Genomic DNA, 17,465 nt, shown 5'->3' with positions numbered 1-17,465 from the left:
ACACTGCGTTCTTCGGGGGCAACCCCCGAGCCCCCGGCCGGTCCGGCTGTACCGTCGGTGGCATGGCGATCCGAGCAGTTGTCTGGGACGTGGACACTGCGTTCTTCGGGGGCAACCCCCGAGCCCCCGGCCGGTCCGGCTGTACCGTCGGTGGCATGGCGATCCGAGCAGTTGTCTGGGACGTGGACGACACACTCTTCGACTACACCACCGCCGACCGCGAGGGCATGCGGGCGCACCTGCTGGCCGAGGGGCTGCTGGACGGGTACGCCTCCGCGGAGGAGGCGCTGGAGCGCTGGCGGGAGATCACCGAGCAGCAGTGGGCGCGGTTCGCGGCGCGGGAGGTGGACTTCGAGACGCAGCGGCGCGACCGCACCCGGGTCTTCCTGGGCCGGCCGGAGCTGACGGACACCGAGGCCGACGACTGGTTCCGGCGGTACGTCACGCACTACGAGTCCGCCTGGAGCCTCTTCCCCGACGTGCTGCCCGTCCTCGACGCCCTCGCCACCAGCCACCGCCACGCGGTGCTCTCCAACTCCAGCCTCCACGTCCAGGACCGCAAGCTGCGCGCCCTCGGCGTCCACGACCGCTTCGAGGCCATCCTGTGCGCCGCCGAGCTGGGGGTCTCCAAGCCCGAGGCCGGCGCGTTCCTCGCCGCCTGCGACGCGCTGGCGCTGCCCCCGGACCAGGTGGCGTACGTCGGTGACCACCCGGAGATCGACGGCCGGGGCGCCGCGGAGGCGGGGCTGCTGTCGGTGTGGATCGACCGCGGGAAGGCGTGGGTGGCCGTCGAACCGCCCGTGGGGCAGCGCCGTATCGCTTCCCTCGCCGAACTCCCCGCGATCCTCGCCGCCGATACTCGTTTTGGAGCCCCGTCCACCTTCGGGTAATGTTCTTCCTGCGCCGCGGGGAGCGGGCCGGAAGGCCGGAGCCCCAAGCGTAGAACTAGAACAAGAACCCCCCAGGGGCTTGCGTTCCAGTGGCCTATGGTGTAATTGGCAGCACGACTGATTCTGGTTCAGTTAGTCTTGGTTCGAGTCCAGGTAGGCCAGCTCGCAGAGCTCATCTGCACCCGCGGATCACATCCGCGAGCCCCCGTTGTGTAGCGGCCTAGCACGCTGCCCTCTCAAGGCAGTAGCGCCGGTTCGAATCCGGTCGGGGGTACTGGTTCCGATCATCTCGGGACTGCTAGGGCCCCCGTTGTGTAGCGGCCTAGCACGCCGCCCTCTCAAGGCGGTAGCGCCGGTTCGAATCCGGTCGGGGGTACGACTGGTCTAAACCATCATTGGTCTATGGTGTAATTGGCAGCACGACTGATTCTGGTTCAGTTAGTCTTGGTTCGAGTCCAGGTAGACCAGCAGGATCTGCGGAAACGTGTGATCCATGCCCCCGTTGTGTAGCGGCCTAGCACGCCGCCCTCTCAAGGCGGTAGCGCCGGTTCGAATCCGGTCGGGGGTACATGGTGAGAGCCCTCCACCTCGGTGGAGGGCTCTCGGCGTTCCAGGACGCGTCGCCGGGGGCCGGGGGAGGGCCCGCCGCGGCGTTGGGGCGGGCTCGTTCCCACGGGGTGGTGCGGACGGGTTTCAGGAGCGGCGCAGTGCCTCCGAGAGGCGGCCGGCGGCGTCGATGACGGCCTGGGCGTGCATCCGGCCCGGGTGGCGGGACAGGCGCTCGATGGGGCCGGAGACCGAGACGGCGGCCACCACCCGGTTCGACGGCCCGCGCACCGGCGCAGAGACGGACGCCACACCCGGCTCGCGCTCACCGATCGACTGGGCCCAGCCCCGGCGCCGTACGCCCGAGAGGGCGGTCGCCGTGAACCGGGCGCCCTGCAGGCCCCGGTGCAGCCGCTCGGGCTCCTCCCAGGCCATCAGGATCTGTGCCGAGGAACCGGCCTTCATCGTGAGCGTGGAACCCACCGGCACCGTGTCCCGCAGTCCGGAGAGGCGCTCCGCCGCGGCGACGCAGATGCGCATGTCGCCCTGGCGGCGGTAGAGCTGGGCGCTCTCGCCGGTCACGTCGCGGAGATGCGTCAGCACCGGACCCGCCGTGGCGAGCAGCCGGTCCTCGCCCGCCGCCGCGGCCAGTTCGGCCAGGCGCGGGCCGAGAATGAAACGTCCCTGCATGTCGCGCGCCACCATGCGGTGGTGCTCCAGCGCCACGGCCAGGCGGTGGGCCGTGGGTCGTGCCAGTCCGGTCGCCCCGACCAACCCCGCGAGGGTGGCCGGACCGGACTCCAGAGCGCTCAGGACGAGGGCCGCCTTGTCCAGAACGCCGACGCCGCTACTGTTGTCCATGCAACGATACTTGCGTCTCACTCTGTGAAACGCAAGTTCAATTTTCCGTGGAACCCGCCACTCTGGAAGCACGGAAGCAACGCGGCCCGTGGACCACCGGGCCTGGCGGCGGACGCCCGGAAGCAGGGGTGCGGGCGCCGTCTCCCCACAGATCTAGTTGGACCGGCGCACCATGTGCCGGCCGGAGGGACAGCGATGGGTAGGACACTCGCGGAGAAGGTCTGGGACGACCACGTCGTCCGGCGCGCCGAGGGCGAGCCCGACCTCCTCTTCATCGATCTGCACCTGCTGCACGAGGTGACCAGCCCCCAGGCCTTCGACGGCCTCCGCAAGAACGGCCGCCAGGTGCGCCGTCTCGACCTCACCATCGCCACCGAGGACCACAACACCCCCACCCTCGACATCGACAAGCCCATCGCCGACCCGGTCTCCCGGGTCCAGCTGGAGACGCTGCGCAAGAACTGCGCCGAGTTCGGCGTCCGGCTGCACCCGCTGGGCGACGTCGAGCAGGGCGTCGTGCACGTCGTGGGCCCGCAGCTGGGGCTGACCCAGCCCGGCATGACCGTCGTCTGCGGCGACTCGCACACCTCCACGCACGGCGCCTTCGGCGGGCTCGCGTTCGGCATCGGCACCTCCCAGGTCGAGCACGTCCTGGCCACCCAGACGCTGCCGATGGCCCGCCCGAAGACCATGGCGATCACGGTCGACGGCGAACTGCCCGAGGGCGTCACGGCCAAGGACCTGATCCTGGCGATCATCGCGAAGATCGGTACGGGCGGCGGCCAGGGCTACGTCCTGGAGTACCGCGGCGAGGCCATCGAGAAGCTCTCGATGGAGGCCCGGATGACCATCTGCAACATGTCGATCGAGGCCGGCGCCCGTGCGGGCATGATCGCCCCCGACGAGACGACGTTCGCCTACCTCGAGGGCCGCCCGCACGCCCCGAAGGGCGAGGACTGGGACGCGGCCGTCGCCTACTGGAAGACGCTCAGGTCCGACGAGGACGCCGAGTTCGACGCCGAGGTGGTCATCGAGGCCGCCGAACTGTCGCCGTTCGTCACCTGGGGCACCAACCCGGGCCAGGGCGCCCCGCTTTCGTCCTCCGTCCCCGACCCGGCTTCGTACGAAGACGCCTCGGAGCGGCTCGCCGCCGAAAAGGCCCTGGAGTACATGGGGTTGGAGGCCGGCCAGGAGCTGCGCTCCATCGACGTGGACACCGTCTTCGTAGGTTCCTGCACCAACGGCCGCATCGAGGACCTGCGCGCCGCCGCGGACATCATCAAGGGCCGCAAAGTCGCCGACGGCGTGCGGATGCTGGTCGTCCCGGGCTCCGCGCGGGTGGGGCTGCAGGCGGTCTCCGAGGGCCTGGACGTGGTCTTCAAGGAGGCCGGCGCCGAATGGCGGCACGCGGGCTGCTCGATGTGCCTGGGCATGAACCCCGACCAGCTCGCCCCCGGCGAGCGCTCCGCCTCCACCTCCAACCGCAACTTCGAGGGCCGGCAGGGCAAGGGCGGCCGCACCCACCTGGTGTCCCCGCAGGTCGCGGCCGCCACCGCGGTCCTCGGCCACCTGGCCTCCCCGGCCGACCTCGCCGCCGCCGACGCCCGTACGCCCGCTGGAGTCTGATCAGTCATGGAAGCATTCACCACCCACACCGGCCGGGCCGTCCCGCTGCGCCGCAGCAACGTCGACACCGACCAGATCATCCCCGCCCACTGGCTCAAGAAGGTGACCCGGGACGGGTTCGAGGACGGGCTGTTCGAGGCCTGGCGCAAGGACGCGTCCTTCATCCTCAACCAGCCCGAGCGCGAGGGGGCGACCGTGCTGGTCGCCGGCCCCGACTTCGGCACCGGCTCCTCCCGCGAGCACGCCGTCTGGGCGCTGCAGAACTACGGCTTCAAGACCGTGATCTCCTCCCGCTTCGCCGACATCTTCCGCGGCAACTCGCTGAAGAACGGCCTGCTGACGGTGGTCCTCGACCAGAAGATCGTGGACGCGCTGTGGGAGCTCACCGAAGCCGACCCCACGGCGGAGATCACCGTCGACCTCCAGGCCCGCGAGGTGCGCGCCGAGGGCGTCACCGCCTCCTTCGAGCTCGACGAGAACTCCCGCTGGCGGCTGCTGAACGGGCTCGACGACATCTCCATCACGCTGCAGAGCGAGGCGGACATCGCCGCGTACGAGGCGAAGCGTCCGTCGTTCAAGCCGAGGACGCTCACGGCCTGACCCGCCCCGCGGCCGAAGTCCTCGTCAGAGGTCGACTTTCGGCCACCGGATCACCCCTCCCGTACCCCCGATCGCCCCGATCGGGGGTACGGGCACGTCTGCACCCGTTCGGCCCCGCGTGCCGCCTTGAGGGCCTTCAACTTGCCACGTTATGAAGGTGGTTGTTGGGGTACACGTGTCACGTGCCCGTGATCTTCCCGTGTGCCCGGACGGCCTTCCGGGTCGGTAGTTGCCCCCCTGCGCAGGCGACAACTCGCCCCAGATGGCACAATCTGTGCATGGAACGCGACGGCCAACTCCAGCTCTATGCGGCGGTCGCGGCCCGGCTCAAGGAAGCGCACGCAAGGGTGCGCGCACTGCAAGTCCCGGAGGGCGTACGGATGGCGCTGACCCGGAAGCTGCTGGTCATTACGGCCGCGGCCAAACATGATCTCGCCGGTGCGGCAGGGCGTCTGGAGCGGTTCACCGAGGACCTCGACGAGGGCCGATTCCCCGAAGAGGAACGCTGAACCAGTCGAGACAACCGAGTCCGTTGCGGCACAAGGGTGATTAGCCCGTTTCGTGTTTGATTTGCGGTATATATCTGCCTAACGTGCGAAAAAGCTTGAACACTTTCGTTCTGGCGATGTCTCCGAAGGGGAAGACGTGAACAAGGCGCAGCTCGTAGAAGCGATTGCCGACAAGGTGGGCGGCCGCCAGCAGGCCGCCGACGCCGTCGACCACGTACTGGACGCCATCGTCCGCGCGGTCGTCGCGGGTGAGCGGGTCTCGGTCACCGGCTTCGGTTCGTTCGAGAAGGTCGACCGCCCGGCCCGCTACGCCCGCAACCCCCAGACGGGCGAGCGGGTTCGGGTCAAGAAGACCTCCGTTCCGCGCTTCCGCGCGGGCCAGGGATTCAAGGACCTGGTCAGCGGCTCGAAGAAGCTGCCGCGCGGTGGTGAGGTCTCGGTCAAGAAGGCGCCCAAGGGCAGCCTGACCGGAGGTGCTTCGGCCACGGTCAAGAAGGCCGCCGCGAAGAAGACGACGGCGAAGAAGGCCGCCACCGCGAAGAAGACGACGGCCAAGAAGGCCGCCACCGCGAAGAAGGCCACCACCAAGACGGCGGCGGCCAAGAAGACCACGGCCACGAAGGCGCCCGCCAAGACCGCGGCGACGGCGAAGACCGCCGCCGCGAAGAAGACGACCGCCAAGAAGGCCCCGGCGAAGAAGGCGACGGCCACGAAGGCGCCCGCCAAGAAGTCGACCGCGCGCAAGACCACCGCAAAGAAGACCACCGCCCGCAAGAAGTAGCGGGCCGGGGGCCGTCCCTTCGGAAAGCGGCACTCACGCGCCGGGCCGGACTCCCTCGGGAGCCCGGCCCGCGGTGTGTTCCGGGACCGGTGACCGGGAGGTCAGAACGTCTGGAGCGTCACCAGCGTGATCCGCCGGGCCTCGCCCTCGCCCTCGGTCTCGATGCGCACCCGCTGCCCGGGACGCAGCAGCCGCAGGCCCCCCGCGTCGAACGCCGGGGCGTCGAAGGGCACCGGCGTGCCGTCGTCCAGGAGCACCTGACCGCTGCGGCTGTCGGGGTCGTAGGTGTACGCGGTGGCCTGCATGCCGGCAGCCTACTGCCCGGTGAGGAGCGACCGCGCGGCGACCGCGGCCGTGTGGGGACCCACGCCCAGCGCCAGCGCCGCCCGCAGGTCCTCGCCGGTGTCCACGTCCTGCCGTACCGAGTCCACGCCGTCGAGGCCCAGCTCCACGGCTCCGGACTCCCGGTGCCGGGCCCGGGAGCCGGGGCCGAAGAACGGGCGCAGTTCCCGGCCCCGGCTCGCGGCCAGCAACGTGGTGCCGAGCCCGGCGGCGTCGGCGAGGAACGCGCGCGGGAACGCGGCGGCCGCGTCGAGGACACGGGTCAGTTCCGGCGGGCGGAGCGCCGGAAGATCGGCGTTGAGGGCCGCGACGCAAGCCGCGCGGCGGGTGGCTCCCACCACCGCCGCGGCATGGGTGAGAGCCGCGTTGAGACCGCCGCGCGGCTCGTCCGGGATGGTCCCGGCACCCAGCGCGGCCAGCTCCCGGGAGGCGAGGGTGTCGTCCGTGACGACCACCACGTCCCGCACCGCCGGGCATTCCAGCGCGGCCGCCACCGTGTCCTGGGCGAAGGCGAGCGCGAGGCCCGGACGCAGGACGTCGTCCGCGGTGTCCGAGAGCCTGCTCTTGGCCCGGTCCAGCGGCTTCAGGGGTACCACCAAGGTCCACTGCACGAGTGTTACGTCCCTCTCTTGTCGCGGCCATTGTCACCCGGGGCAGCGGGCCGCGGACGGGTCGGGGCGTACGGTGTTCTCGACAGACCGGCGGCCCGGGGCGACACTTGTGCGGCCCGCCTGGCCTCCGGGTCCGGGCCCTGGGCCTGTCATTCGGAAGAGGAAGGTGTACTCGTGCCGCGCCGCAGAATCGGCTTCTGGTACCGCTTCGCCGCGGTTCTCTGCAAACCGCCGCTGGTGGTTCTGCTCAAGCGGGACTGGCGCGGAATGGAGAACATTCCGGCCGAGGGTGGATTTATCACCGCGGTGAACCACAATTCGCACATCGACCCCTTCGCCTACGCGCACTTTCAGTACAACACCGGACGTGTTCCGCGATTCCTGGCGAAGAGCGGACTTTTCAACAAGGGATTCATCGGCGCCGCGATGCGCGGCACCGGGCAGATCCCCGTCTACCGCGAGAGCACCGACGCGCTCAGCGCCTTCCGGGCCGCGATCGACGCCGTGGAGCGCGGCGAATGCGTCGCCTTCTACCCCGAGGGCACCCTCACCCGCGACCCGGACGGCTGGCCCATGACCGGCAAGACCGGTGCCGCGCGCGTCGCCCTGCAGACCAAGTGCCCGGTGATCCCGGTCGCCCAGTGGGGCGCCAACGAACTGCTGCCGCCGTACGCCAAGAAGCCCAGCCTGCTCCCGCGCAAGACCCACCGGGTGCTGGCCGGGCCGCCGGTGGACCTCGACCGCTTCTACGAGCGGGAGATGACCCCGGAGCTCCTCAAGGAGGCGACGGAGGCCATCATGGCGGCCGTCACGCGCCAGCTGGAGCAGATCCGCGGCGAGAAGGCCCCCGAGACACCGTACGACCCGCGCCGTGAGCGGGTCGAGCAGCGCCGCAGGACGCACGCGCAGCGGCGGGAGAACCGAGCGCAGGAGCGTGCGCGGGGCGGCAGGTCCACCGCGCGGGAAGAAGGGCTGAGCACGTGAGCGAGCCGGTCAAGGCGGCCGTCTTCGGCACCGGATCGTGGGGGACGGCCTTCGGCATGGTCCTCGCCGACGCGGGCTGCGACGTCGTGCTGTGGGGGCGGCGCCCCGAACTCGCCGAGGCGGTCAACTCCACCCGCACCAACCCCGACTACCTGCCCGGGATCGAACTCCCGGAGAACCTGCGGGCCACCGCGGACGCCGCCGAGGCCGCGCGCGACGCCGACTTCACCGTCCTCGCGGTCCCCTCGCAGACGCTGCGCGGCAACCTCGCCGACTGGGCGCCGCTGCTCGCGCCCGGCACGGTCCTGGTGTCGCTGATGAAGGGCGTCGAACTCGGCTCCGCGATGCGGATGAGCGAGGTGATCGACGACGTCGCCAAGGTCGGCGCCGACCGCATCGCCGTGGTCACCGGACCCAACCTGGCCCGGGAGATCGCCGCCCGGATGCCGGCCGCCGCCGTGGTGGCCTGCACCGACGAAGGCGTCGCCCGGCGGCTCCAGACCGCCTGCCACACGCCGTACTTCCGGCCGTACACCAACACCGACGTCGTCGGCTGCGAACTGGGCGGCGCGGTGAAGAACGTGATCGGGCTGGCCGTCGGCATCGCGGACGGCATGGGGCTCGGCGACAACGCCAAGGGCTCCCTCATCACCCGCGGCCTCGCCGAGACCACCCGGCTCGGAGTCGCGCTCGGCGCCGACCCGCTGACCTTCTCCGGACTCGCGGGCCTGGGCGACCTGGTCGCCACCTGCTCCTCGCCGCTGTCGCGCAACCACACCTTCGGCACCAACCTCGGCAAGGGCCTGACCCTGCAGGAGACCATCGCGGTCACCAAGCAGACCGCGGAGGGCGTCAAGTCCTGCGAGTCGGTGCTGGATCTGGCCCGCCGGTACGGCGTCGACATGCCGCTCACCGAGACGGTCGTCGGCATCGTGCACGAGGGCAAGCCCCCGGTGGTCGCCGTCAAGGAGCTGATGTCGCGCAGCGCGAAGCCCGAACGACGCTGAGCGACGACCCCCTCCGTTCGGCTCACGCACGGCGTTGCGGGCGCTGTATCCCGGTACCGCGGGCAGGTACTCTCATCGCGATATGAGCACCGAGAACCTCCCCCAGAGCCCCGAGCAGCCGTCCCGCAAGCCGCGTGTGGCCGTCGTGTTCGGCGGGCGCAGCTCCGAACACGGGATCTCCGTGGTCACCGCCGGCGCCGTCCTCAAGGCCATCGACCGGACCGTCTACGACGTCCTGCCGATCGGCATCACCCCCGGCGGCCGCTGGGCGCTCACCGTCGACGAGCCGGAACGCATGGCGATCAGCGACCGCCGTACGCCCAGCGTCGAGCAGCTCGCCGAGTCGACGGAGGGCGGCGTGGTGCTCCCCGTCGACCCCGCCAGCCGCGAAGTCGTCTACAGCGAGCCGGGTTCGGTGCCCAAGGCGCTCGGCGAGGTCGACGTGGTCTTCCCGGTGCTGCACGGCCCCTACGGCGAGGACGGCACCCTGCAGGGCCTCCTGGAGCTGTCCGGCGTCCCCTACGTGGGCTCGGGTGTGCTCGCCTCGGCCGTCGGCCAGGACAAGGAGTACATGAAGCGGGTGTTCACCTCCTTCGGGCTGAAGGTCGGCCCGTACCTGGTGATCCGGCCGCGCGAGTGGCAGCGGGACGAGTCCGCCGCCCGCGGGAGGATCGTCGACTTCGCCGGCGAGCACGGCTGGCCGCTGTTCGTGAAGCCCGCCCGGGCCGGCTCCTCGATCGGCATCACCAAGGTCGACGACCTGTCCGGCCTGGACGAGGCGATCGCCGAGGCCCGGCGCCACGACCCGAAGATCCTCGTCGAGGCGGCGCTGCGCGGCCGTGAGATCGAGTGCGGTGTGCTGGAGTTCGAGGACGGCCCGCGCGCCTCGCTGCCGGCCGAGATCCCGCCGCCCGACGCGCACGCGTACTACGACTTCGAGGCCAAGTACATCGACTCCACGCCCGGCATCGTGCCCGCGCCGCTGACCGACGAGCAGACGGCCGAGGTGCGGCGGCTCGCGGTGGACGCGTTCGACGCGGCCTCCTGCGAGGGGCTGGTCCGCGCGGACTTCTTCCTCACCGAGGACGGCGAGTTCGTGATCAACGAGATCAACACCATGCCCGGCTTCACGCCCATCTCGATGTACCCGCAGATGTGGCAGGCCACCGGGGTGAGCTACCCGGAACTGGTCGACCTGCTGGTGCGGGCGGCACTGCGCCGCCCGACCGGACTGCGCTGAGCCGCGCACGCACGCTTCAGGAGGCGATCCCGTCGGGGATCGCCTTCTTCAGGGCCGGGGCGAGATCGATCAGCACGCCCGTGCTGTCCCGTCCGTCGGCCACCTCGACCTCGACGTAGGCCTCGCGGTTGGCGGTGGTGAACCGCTGCACGTCGTCCGGCGTCTCCATCAGCCAGTCGACGCCGTTCACCCCGCCCGGCACCGCGTCGGCGTCGCTGCCGTTGGCCACCTTGGGGTCGGCCATCTTCGGCGGCCGCTCGACACCGCACCGCAGTATGATCGCCACGCCGCCCCAGCCCGCGGTCAGTTCGGACGCGGGTTCGGGATCGTCGCGACTCTCACCGTCCACCTTCGCCGGCAGGGCCTCGTCCAGGTTCTGACACAGTTCGGTGACCTTCGCGTCCGGGCGGGGAACCGCCACGGACGCGCTGTCGTCTGCCGGGGAGCAGCCCGCGGCGGTGATCAGCACCGCGAGCGCGGACAGGACGGTGTGCCGGTGACGGGAAGAGTTCACGGGCACAGGGTAGACGGGGGCTACAGATGGACGACCGGGCAGGTCAGGGTGCGGGTGATGCCGTCCACTTGCTGGACTTTGGCGACCACCATGCGGCCCAGGTCGTCGACGGTGTCGGCCTGGGCGCGCACGATCACGTCATAGGGTCCGGTCACGTCCTCGGCCTGGACGACTCCGGGGATCTTGCCGATCAGTTCGGCGACGGTCGACGCCTTGCCGACCTCCGTCTGGATCAGGATGTACGCCTGTACCACGGAACCTCCAGGGCGGCCACGAGGATCATGTGGGGAAAAGGAACGCCACGGTATCGCGTCGCCGCTCCTCGCGGGGAGACCCGCGGGAACCGGGCCTTGCGCGCCGGGGTACAGACACGAGAGAAGTTGACGGTCACTTCGACCGTAGCGAGGACTCCAACGGCTCGCGACCGGACACGGACAGGGATAGAAGGGTCGAAAGGGAAATGAAGGGCACTGTTGGTGAGCTCGGGGAGTTCGGGCTCATCAGGGAGCTCACCTCCCGTCTCACCACCACCCCGGCGGTCCGGGTCGGCCCCGGCGACGACGCCGCCGTGGTCTCCGCGCCCGACCGCAGGGTCGTGGCCAGCACCGACATCCTGCTGGAGGGCCGGCACTTCCGCCGCGACTGGTCCACGGCCTACGACGTCGGCCGCAAGGCCGCCGCGCAGAACCTCGCCGACATCGCCGCCATGGGCGCCGTCCCGACCGCGCTGCTGCTCGGCCTCGTCGTCCCGGCGGAACTGCCGGTGACCTGGCCCAGCGAGCTGATGGACGGCCTGCGCGACGAGTGCCAGGTGGCCGGCGCCGCGGTGGTCGGCGGCGATGTCGTGCGCGGCGACACGATCATGGTGTCGATCACCGCGCTCGGCGATCTGCGCAACCAGGAGCCCGTGACCCGGGGCGGCGCGCAGCCGGGCGACCTCGTCGCGGTGACCGGCTGGCTGGGCTGGTCCGCGGCCGGGCACGCGGTGCTCTCCCGCGGTTTCCGCTCGCCGCGCGCCTTCGTCGAGGCGCACCGGCGCCCCGAACCGCCGTACCACGCGGGGCCCGCGGCCGCCGGTCTCGGCGCCACCGCGATGTGCGACGTGAGCGACGGGCTGATCGCCGACCTCGGGCACATCGCCGAGGCCAGCAAGGTCCGCATCGACATCCGCTCCGGCGCGATCGACATCCCCTCGCAGATGAACGACATCGGCCAGGCCGTCGGCGTCGACCCGATGCAGTGGGTGCTGACCGGGGGAGAGGACCACGCGATCGTGGCGACCTTCCCGCCGGACGTGAAGCTGCCCGCCCGCTGGAAGGTGATCGGCGAGGTGCTCAACCCCTCGGCGCTGCCCCAGGTGACGGTCGACGGGGCGCCCTGGACGACCCAGGGCGGCTGGGACCACTTCGCGGACATCGAGTCATGAGCGCGCCGCCCGGGGTGCTCACCGTGGCCGGCTCCGACTCGGGCGGCGGCGCCGGCGTCCAGGCCGATCTGAAGACGATGCTGGCGCTCGGGGTGCACGGCATGAGCGTGCTCACCGCGGTGACCGCGCAGAACTCCCTGGGCGTGCAGGGCGCCTGGGAGCTCCCGGTGGAGGCGGTGCGGGCCCAGTACCGGAGCGTCGTCGACGACATCGGGGTGCGGGCGGTCAAGACCGGCATGCTGTCCTCCGCCGAACTCGTCGAAACGGTGGCCGACTTGATCGCCGGCACGGACGCGCCGGCGGTCGTCGATCCGGTGGGGGTCTCCAAGCACGGGGACCCGCTGCTCAAGGCCTCCGCGCTGGACTCCGTACGGACGAGGCTGCTGCCGGTGGCGACCGTGGCCACCCCGAACCTGGACGAGGTGGCGCAACTCACGGACGTACGGGTCGGGTCGGAGTCCGACATGCGCCGGGCGGCCCGGGCGGTGCTGGCGTTCGGGCCGCGCTGGGTGGTGATCAAGGGCGGCCACCTCTCCGGTGACGCCGTGGACCTGCTCACCGACGGGTCCGAGGAGCACTGGCTGCGGGCGCCGAGGCACGACAACCGCCACACCCACGGCACCGGCTGCACACTGGCGTCGGCGATCGCATCGGAGTTGGCGAAGGGCCGATCGGTACCGGAGGCGGTGAAGGCGGCCAAGGAGTACGTCACCGGAGCAATAGCATCCGGCTTCGCGCTGGGCGCGGGCATCGGCCCGGTGAACCACGCCTGGAACCTCGGCCCGCCGCGCTAGCCGGGGCAGCCGCACGCCGCCGTTCCCGCAGGCAGTCGTGCCTCCCCCAGTGCCCGAAGGGCCTGGGAGGCACCCCGTGAGCGCCGGGCTGCGCGCCCCACCCCCGGCGCGCTCCGGCCCAGGGCGCCTTGCAGGTCACCGGCCCGGACCACAGCAAAAAGCCGGCCCACCCGAGGTGGACCGGCTAAGTGCGGCGAAACCGACTGTGGCCGCGCGCTCAGCGAAAGCGTCAGCGCGAGACCTTGCCGGCCTTGATGCACGAGGTGCAGGCGTTCACGCGCTTCGGCGTCCCGCCGACCACGGTACGCACACGCTGGATGTTCGGGTTCCAGCGACGGGGCGTACGGCGGTGCGAGTGCGAGATGTTGTTGCCGAAGCCCGGCCCCTTGCCGCAGACGTCGCAGTTGGCAGCCACGGGTCACTCCAAAGACTTCAGATGCACTTACGGTTGATCCCGGCATGCCGGGATCGAAATTCCGAGCTCCAGGAGCCCAGTGGAATCTGAGTGGCGTTACCGGGTGAGAGGCCCGATCGGATCGGGCAACCGGAGCAGCATACAACGGCTGCATCCGTAGAACGAAACTACCACGGCAGCTCAGGAGCCCGCCCCCGGCCCTTCTCCGGTGGGCGGCGTCCCACGGTCTACGCTGCCTGCCACGGCCGGCAGCTCAGGGAGGCGCAGGTGGCGCAGGTGCCGCAGACATTCTTCGATGCTCTCGCGGTGCGTGCCTGGTGCGGTCTCGCGCTCGAGGCGCTGGGGCGGGCCCGTGAGGAGATCGACGCGATCAACGTCTACCCGGTGGCGGACGGGGACACCGGCACGAATCTCTACCTGACCGTCGAGTCGGCGGCCGCGGCGGTGGAGGCCGTGTTCGAGGGGCACGGGGCCGACGGGGGCCGGCGGCCGGCGCTGGCCGACGCCGTACGGGCGATGGCGCACGGGGCGCTGATCGGCGCCCGCGGCAACTCCGGGACGATCCTGGCGCAGCTGCTGCGCGGCATGGCCCAGGTGCTGGCCGGGGACGGGGCCCCGGCCCACGCCGACGGGGAGGGGCTGCGGACCGCGCTGCGGCACGCGGCCGACTCCGCGCGCCAGGCGGTCGCGCATCCCGTCGAGGGCACGGTGCTCACCGTCGCCGCGGCCGCCGCCGACGCGGCCGGCCGGGCGGAGGGCGACTGCGGGGCGGTGGCGCGGGCGGCCCACGAGGGGGCCCGCGCGGCACTCGCCGAGACCCCGGCCCGGCTGGCCGTCCTCCGGCACGCCGGGGTGGTCGACGCGGGCGGCAAGGGGCTGGTGACGGTGCTCGCGGCACTGGTGGAGGCGTGCACGGGGGAGGCGCCGCGGGGCATGCCGGCGGTGGGCGGCCCGTGGAGCGGCTCCGTACGCGTCACCGGCCTCGGACTGCACGCGCGCGTGCGGGAGGTCGGCGGTCCCGGTGGGTGCGCGGACGGCGGTGCCGCGCCGGGGCCGGGGCCGGAACAGGAGCCCGGAGGACCCGCCTTCGAGGTGATCTACCTGCTGGAGGCCGACGACGCGGCCGTCGCGCGGCTGCGCGGCCGGCTCGACGCGCTGGGCGACTCGCTCGTGGTGGTCGGCGGGGACGGACTGTGGAACGTCCATGTGCACGTCGACGACGCGGGCGCCGCCGTGGAGGCCGGGGTCGAGGCCGGCCGGCCGTACCGGATCCGGATCACCCACTTCGGCGCGGGGGACGTCCACACGGCCGGGGCCGAGCCGACGGTGCCCGGGGAACGCGTGCAGCGGGCCGTCGTGGCCGTGGTGCCCGGCGAGGGCCTGGCGGGTCTGTACACCGGGGCGGGCGCGACCACCGTGCTCGCCCGTCCCGGGGAGCCGCCCGCGAGCGGTGAACTCGTCGAGGCGGTACGGCGTGCGCACGCGCGGGAGGTGGTGCTGCTGCCCAACGACGCCGACCTGCGCCACACCGCCGCCGCGGCGGCCGAGCAGGTCCGGGCGGAGGGCGTCCGGGTGGCGCTCATCCCGACCCGCTCCGCGGTCCAGGGCATCGCGGCGCTCGCGGTGCACGAGCCGGAGCGCCGCTTCGACGAGGACGTGGTGTCGATGACGTCGGCGGCGGGCGCGACCCGCTACGCCGAGGTCACCGTCGCCGAGCGCCAGTCCTGGACCATGGCGGGCATCTGCCAGGCCGGGGACGTGCTCGGCCTGGTCGACGGGGACGTGGCCGTGATCGGGCAGGACCTCACGGCCACCGCCGAGGCCGTCCTCGACCGCATGCTCGCGGCCGGCGGCGAACTGGTCACCCTGGTCCTCGGCGACGAGGCCCCCGAATCCGTCGCCGCCCACCTGGAGACCCGCGTCCGAGAGGGCTACCTCGCCGTCGACACGGTGGTGTACCACGGCGGCAGACAGGGCGCCCTGCTGCTCATCGGGGTGGAGTGACCCCGGCGGGACCTCCGCGAGGAGCCCGGACCCGGCACCCGCGTGTTGTCAGTGTTGTGGTGTGCAATGGATCCCGTGCCCGCACTCGACGAACCACTGAAGAAGGTGCTCGGCCCCGCCACCGCGAAGGTGATGGCCGAGCACCTCGGCCTGCACACCGTCGGCGACCTCCTGCACCACTACCCGCGCAGATACGAGGAGCGCGGCCAGCTCACCCACCTCGCCGACCTCCCCATGGACGAGCACGTCACGGTGGTCGCCCAGGTCGCCGACGCCCGCCTGCACACCTTCGCCTCCGCCAAGGCCCCGCGCGGCAAGGGCCAGCGCCTCGAGGTGACCATCACGGACGGCAGCGGCCGGCTGCAACTGGTCTTCTTCGGCGCCGGTGTCCACAAACCGCACAAGGAACTTCTGCCGGGCACCCGCGCGATGTTCGCCGGCAAGGTCTCCGTCTTCAACCGTCGCCTCCAACTCGCCCACCCCGCGTACGAGTTGCTGCGAGGTGACGCCGAGGAGACGGTCGAGACGTGGGCCGGCGCCCTCATCCCGATCTACCCCGCCACCGCCAAGCTGGAGTCCTGGAAGATCGGCAAGGCGCTCCAGACGGTCCTGCCCAGCGCCCGGGAGGCCGCCGACCCCCTCCCGGAGTCCCTCCGCGCGGGCCGCGGACTGGTCACCCTCCCCGAGGCACTCCTCAAGATCCACCGCCCGCACACCAAGGCGGACATCGAGGACGCCCGCGCCCGCCTCAAGTGGGACGAGGCCTTCGTCCTCCAGGTCGCCCTCGCCCGCCGCCGCCACGCCGACGCGCAGCTCCCCGCCGTGGCCCGCCGTCCCAGGCCGGACGGCCTCCTCACCGCCTTCGACGACCGCCTCCCCTTCACCCTCACCGAGGGCCAGCGGAAGGTCTCCGCCGAGATCTTCACCGACCTCGCCACCGAACACCCCATGCACCGCCTGCTCCAGGGCGAGGTCGGCAGCGGGAAGACCCTCGTCGCCCTGCGCGCCATGCTCGCCGTCGTCGACGCGGGCGGACAGGCGGCGATGCTCGCGCCCACCGAGGTGCTCGCCCAGCAGCACCACCGGTCGGTCACCGAGATGATGGGGGAGCTGGCCGAGGGAGGAATGCTCGGCGGAGCGGACGACGCCACCAAGGTGGTGCTGCTCACCGGGTCCATGGGGGCGGCGGCGCGGCGCCACGCGCTGCTCGACCTGGCCACCGGCGAGGCCGGCGTCGTCATCGGCACGCACGCGCTGATCGAGGACAAGGTGCAGTTCCACGACCTGGGTCTGGTCGTGGTCGACGAACAGCACCGCTTCGGGGTGGAGCAGCGCGACGCCCTGCGCGGCAAGGGCAAGCAGCCCCCGCACCTGCTCGTCATGACCGCCACCCCCATCCCGCGCACGGTCGCGATGACGGTCTTCGGCGACCTGGAGACCTCCGTCCTCGACCAGCTCCCGGCCGGCCGCTCGCCCATCGCCAGCCACGTCGTCCCGGCCGCCGACAAGCCGCACTTCCTCGCCCGCGCCTGGGAGCGCGTCCGCGAGGAGGTCGCGAACGGGCACCAGGCGTACGTGGTCTGCCCGCGCATCGGCGACGAGGAGGACGACCCGAAGAAGGCCGGCAAGAGGAAGTCCGCCGAGGACGAGGCGGAGAAGCGGCCCCCGCTCGCCGTCCTGGACATCGCCGACCAGCTCGCGAAGGGGCCCCTGCGAGGGCTCCGGGTCGAGGTCCTGCACGGACGCATGCAGCCCGACGACAAGGACGCCGTCATGCGCCGCTTCGCCGCCGGCGAGGCCGACGTCCTGGTCGCCACGACCGTCATCGAGGTCGGGGTCAACGTCCCCAACGCCACCGCGATGGTGATCATGGACGCCGACCGCTTCGGCGTCTCCCAGCTCCACCAGCTGCGCGGCCGGGTCGGCCGCGGCTCGGCCCCGGGCCTGTGCCTGCTGGTCACCGAGATGCCCGAGGCGAGCGCGGCCCGGCAGCGGCTGAACGCCGTCGCCTCCACCCTCGACGGCTTCGAACTCTCCCGCATCGACCTGGAGCAGCGCCGTGAGGGCGACGTCCTGGGCCAGGCCCAGTCCGGCACCCGCTCCAGCCTGCGCGTGCTCGCCGTCATCGACGACGAGGAGATCATCGCCGAGGCGAGGGAGGAGGCGGCGGCGGTGGTGGCCGCCGACCCGGACCTGACGGACCTGCCCGCCCTGCGCACGGCGCTGGACGCCCTGCTGGACGAGGAGCGGGAGCAGTACCTGGAGAAGGGCTGACAGACTGGGAACGGCCACCGATCAGCACCCACCGACAAGGA

18 protein-coding genes and 5 tRNA genes are annotated in these 17,465 nt (G+C 71.8%); 17 read left to right on the top strand and 6 right to left on the bottom strand.

The features are described 5' to 3' along the window. Positions 1-155 precede the first annotated feature (155 nt). The 6 genes from ACFY3N_RS34525 to ACFY3N_RS34500 all read left to right on the top strand — a co-directional run bounded on the left by ACFY3N_RS34525 (position 156) and on the right by ACFY3N_RS34500 (position 1,458). Entirely contained in the window at positions 156-890 is a 735-nt protein-coding gene (locus ACFY3N_RS34525) for an HAD family hydrolase (protein ID WP_390820753.1), read from the top strand. Positions 891-980: 90 nt separating this feature from the next. Beyond that, a tRNA-Gln gene (locus ACFY3N_RS34520) sits at positions 981-1,052 on the top strand. A 39-nt stretch (positions 1,053-1,091) separates the two neighbouring features. Beyond that, a tRNA-Glu gene (locus ACFY3N_RS34515) sits at positions 1,092-1,164 on the top strand. Positions 1,165-1,193: 29 nt separating this feature from the next. Continuing rightward, positions 1,194-1,266: transfer RNA gene (locus ACFY3N_RS34510), tRNA-Glu, on the top strand. Positions 1,267-1,286: 20 nt separating this feature from the next. Then, a tRNA-Gln gene (locus ACFY3N_RS34505) sits at positions 1,287-1,358 on the top strand. 27 nt (positions 1,359-1,385) lie between these two features. Beyond that, positions 1,386-1,458: transfer RNA gene (locus ACFY3N_RS34500), tRNA-Glu, on the top strand. A gap of 125 nt (positions 1,459-1,583) precedes the next feature. Here ACFY3N_RS34500 and ndgR read toward each other — a convergent pair. Next, positions 1,584-2,297, bottom strand: coding sequence for an IclR family transcriptional regulator NdgR (gene ndgR, locus ACFY3N_RS34495; RefSeq protein WP_030866220.1), 714 nt, complete (start codon positions 2,295-2,297; stop codon positions 1,584-1,586). 195 nt (positions 2,298-2,492) lie between these two features. On the opposite strand from ndgR, the gene leuC reads away from it, so the two are divergent. From leuC to ACFY3N_RS34475, 4 genes are all read left to right on the top strand, one after another. Beyond that, the gene (gene leuC / locus ACFY3N_RS34490; RefSeq protein WP_390820752.1) at positions 2,493-3,923 is read left to right on the top strand and encodes a 3-isopropylmalate dehydratase large subunit; all 1,431 of its coding nucleotides are present in this window, start codon (positions 2,493-2,495) and stop codon (positions 3,921-3,923) included. Between the two features lie 6 nt (positions 3,924-3,929). Further along, positions 3,930-4,523 carry a 3-isopropylmalate dehydratase small subunit gene (gene leuD / locus ACFY3N_RS34485; protein ID WP_390820751.1) on the top strand — a complete coding sequence of 198 codons (594 nt, stop codon included), beginning with the start codon at positions 3,930-3,932 and terminating at the stop codon, positions 4,521-4,523. 278 nt (positions 4,524-4,801) lie between these two features. Beyond that, entirely contained in the window at positions 4,802-5,032 is a 231-nt protein-coding gene (locus ACFY3N_RS34480; protein ID WP_390820750.1) for a hypothetical protein, read from the top strand. Between the two features lie 136 nt (positions 5,033-5,168). Beyond that, positions 5,169-5,813 carry an HU family DNA-binding protein gene (locus tag ACFY3N_RS34475; RefSeq protein ID WP_390820749.1) on the top strand — a complete coding sequence of 215 codons (645 nt, stop codon included), beginning with the start codon at positions 5,169-5,171 and terminating at the stop codon, positions 5,811-5,813. A gap of 101 nt (positions 5,814-5,914) precedes the next feature. Here the strand turns inward: ACFY3N_RS34475 and ACFY3N_RS34470 are convergent, their stop codons facing one another. After that, positions 5,915-6,118 carry a hypothetical protein gene (locus ACFY3N_RS34470; protein WP_390820748.1) on the bottom strand — a complete coding sequence of 68 codons (204 nt, stop codon included), beginning with the start codon at positions 6,116-6,118 and terminating at the stop codon, positions 5,915-5,917. A gap of 9 nt (positions 6,119-6,127) precedes the next feature. Further along, positions 6,128-6,766, bottom strand: a complete 639-nt coding sequence (gene cofC, locus ACFY3N_RS34465) for a 2-phospho-L-lactate guanylyltransferase (RefSeq protein WP_390820747.1) — start codon at positions 6,764-6,766, stop codon at positions 6,128-6,130. Positions 6,767-6,940: 174 nt separating this feature from the next. Here cofC and ACFY3N_RS34460 point away from each other — a divergent pair, with 174 nt between their 5' ends. The 3 genes from ACFY3N_RS34460 to ACFY3N_RS34450 all read left to right on the top strand — a co-directional run bounded on the left by ACFY3N_RS34460 (position 6,941) and on the right by ACFY3N_RS34450 (position 9,997). Next, on the top strand, positions 6,941-7,750 hold the full coding sequence (locus ACFY3N_RS34460) for a lysophospholipid acyltransferase family protein (protein WP_390820746.1): 810 nt from the start codon (positions 6,941-6,943) through the stop codon (positions 7,748-7,750). Further along, positions 7,747-8,757: an NAD(P)H-dependent glycerol-3-phosphate dehydrogenase gene (locus ACFY3N_RS34455; protein WP_390820745.1), complete on the top strand. Its 1,011-nt coding sequence runs from the start codon at positions 7,747-7,749 to the stop codon at positions 8,755-8,757. The genes ACFY3N_RS34460 and ACFY3N_RS34455 overlap by 4 nt, the downstream gene beginning before the upstream one ends. 82 nt (positions 8,758-8,839) lie before the next feature. After that, a complete protein-coding gene (locus ACFY3N_RS34450) occupies positions 8,840-9,997 on the top strand; it encodes a D-alanine--D-alanine ligase family protein (protein ID WP_390820744.1) in 1,158 nt (385 codons plus the stop codon). Positions 9,998-10,013: 16 nt separating this feature from the next. Here ACFY3N_RS34450 and ACFY3N_RS34445 read toward each other — a convergent pair whose 3' ends face one another. Continuing rightward, the gene (locus ACFY3N_RS34445; RefSeq protein ID WP_390820743.1) at positions 10,014-10,511 is read right to left on the bottom strand and encodes a DUF3515 domain-containing protein; all 498 of its coding nucleotides are present in this window, start codon (positions 10,509-10,511) and stop codon (positions 10,014-10,016) included. A 20-nt stretch (positions 10,512-10,531) separates the two neighbouring features. Next, complete coding sequence (locus ACFY3N_RS34440) at positions 10,532-10,765, bottom strand: Lrp/AsnC ligand binding domain-containing protein (protein WP_326754920.1); 234 nt, start codon at positions 10,763-10,765, stop codon at positions 10,532-10,534. A 206-nt stretch (positions 10,766-10,971) separates the two neighbouring features. On the opposite strand from ACFY3N_RS34440, the gene ACFY3N_RS34435 reads away from it, so the two are divergent. Further along, on the top strand, positions 10,972-11,937 hold the full coding sequence (locus ACFY3N_RS34435) for a thiamine-phosphate kinase (protein ID WP_390820742.1): 966 nt from the start codon (positions 10,972-10,974) through the stop codon (positions 11,935-11,937). Further along, complete coding sequence (thiD, locus tag ACFY3N_RS34430) at positions 11,934-12,731, top strand: bifunctional hydroxymethylpyrimidine kinase/phosphomethylpyrimidine kinase (RefSeq protein ID WP_390820741.1); 798 nt, start codon at positions 11,934-11,936, stop codon at positions 12,729-12,731. Before ACFY3N_RS34435 ends, thiD begins: the two co-directional genes overlap by 4 nt. 229 nt (positions 12,732-12,960) lie before the next feature. On the opposite strand, the gene rpmB is transcribed toward thiD, so the two are convergent. Continuing rightward, positions 12,961-13,146 carry a 50S ribosomal protein L28 gene (gene rpmB, locus ACFY3N_RS34425; protein ID WP_004924906.1) on the bottom strand — a complete coding sequence of 62 codons (186 nt, stop codon included), beginning with the start codon at positions 13,144-13,146 and terminating at the stop codon, positions 12,961-12,963. 267 nt (positions 13,147-13,413) lie between these two features. On the opposite strand from rpmB, the gene ACFY3N_RS34420 reads away from it, so the two are divergent. Continuing rightward, a complete protein-coding gene (locus ACFY3N_RS34420; protein WP_390820740.1) occupies positions 13,414-15,150 on the top strand; it encodes a DAK2 domain-containing protein in 1,737 nt (578 codons plus the stop codon). 66 nt (positions 15,151-15,216) lie between these two features. Next, positions 15,217-17,424: an ATP-dependent DNA helicase RecG gene (gene recG / locus ACFY3N_RS34415; RefSeq protein WP_390820739.1), complete on the top strand. Its 2,208-nt coding sequence runs from the start codon at positions 15,217-15,219 to the stop codon at positions 17,422-17,424. Positions 17,425-17,465 lie beyond the last annotated feature (41 nt).

The organism is Streptomyces sp. NPDC000348, assembly GCF_042898795.1.
Lineage (GTDB): Bacteria > Actinomycetota > Actinomycetes > Streptomycetales > Streptomycetaceae > Streptomyces.
The sequence above is the reverse complement of the archived record's forward strand: the minus strand, read 5'-3'. Positions and strand labels throughout refer to the sequence as shown.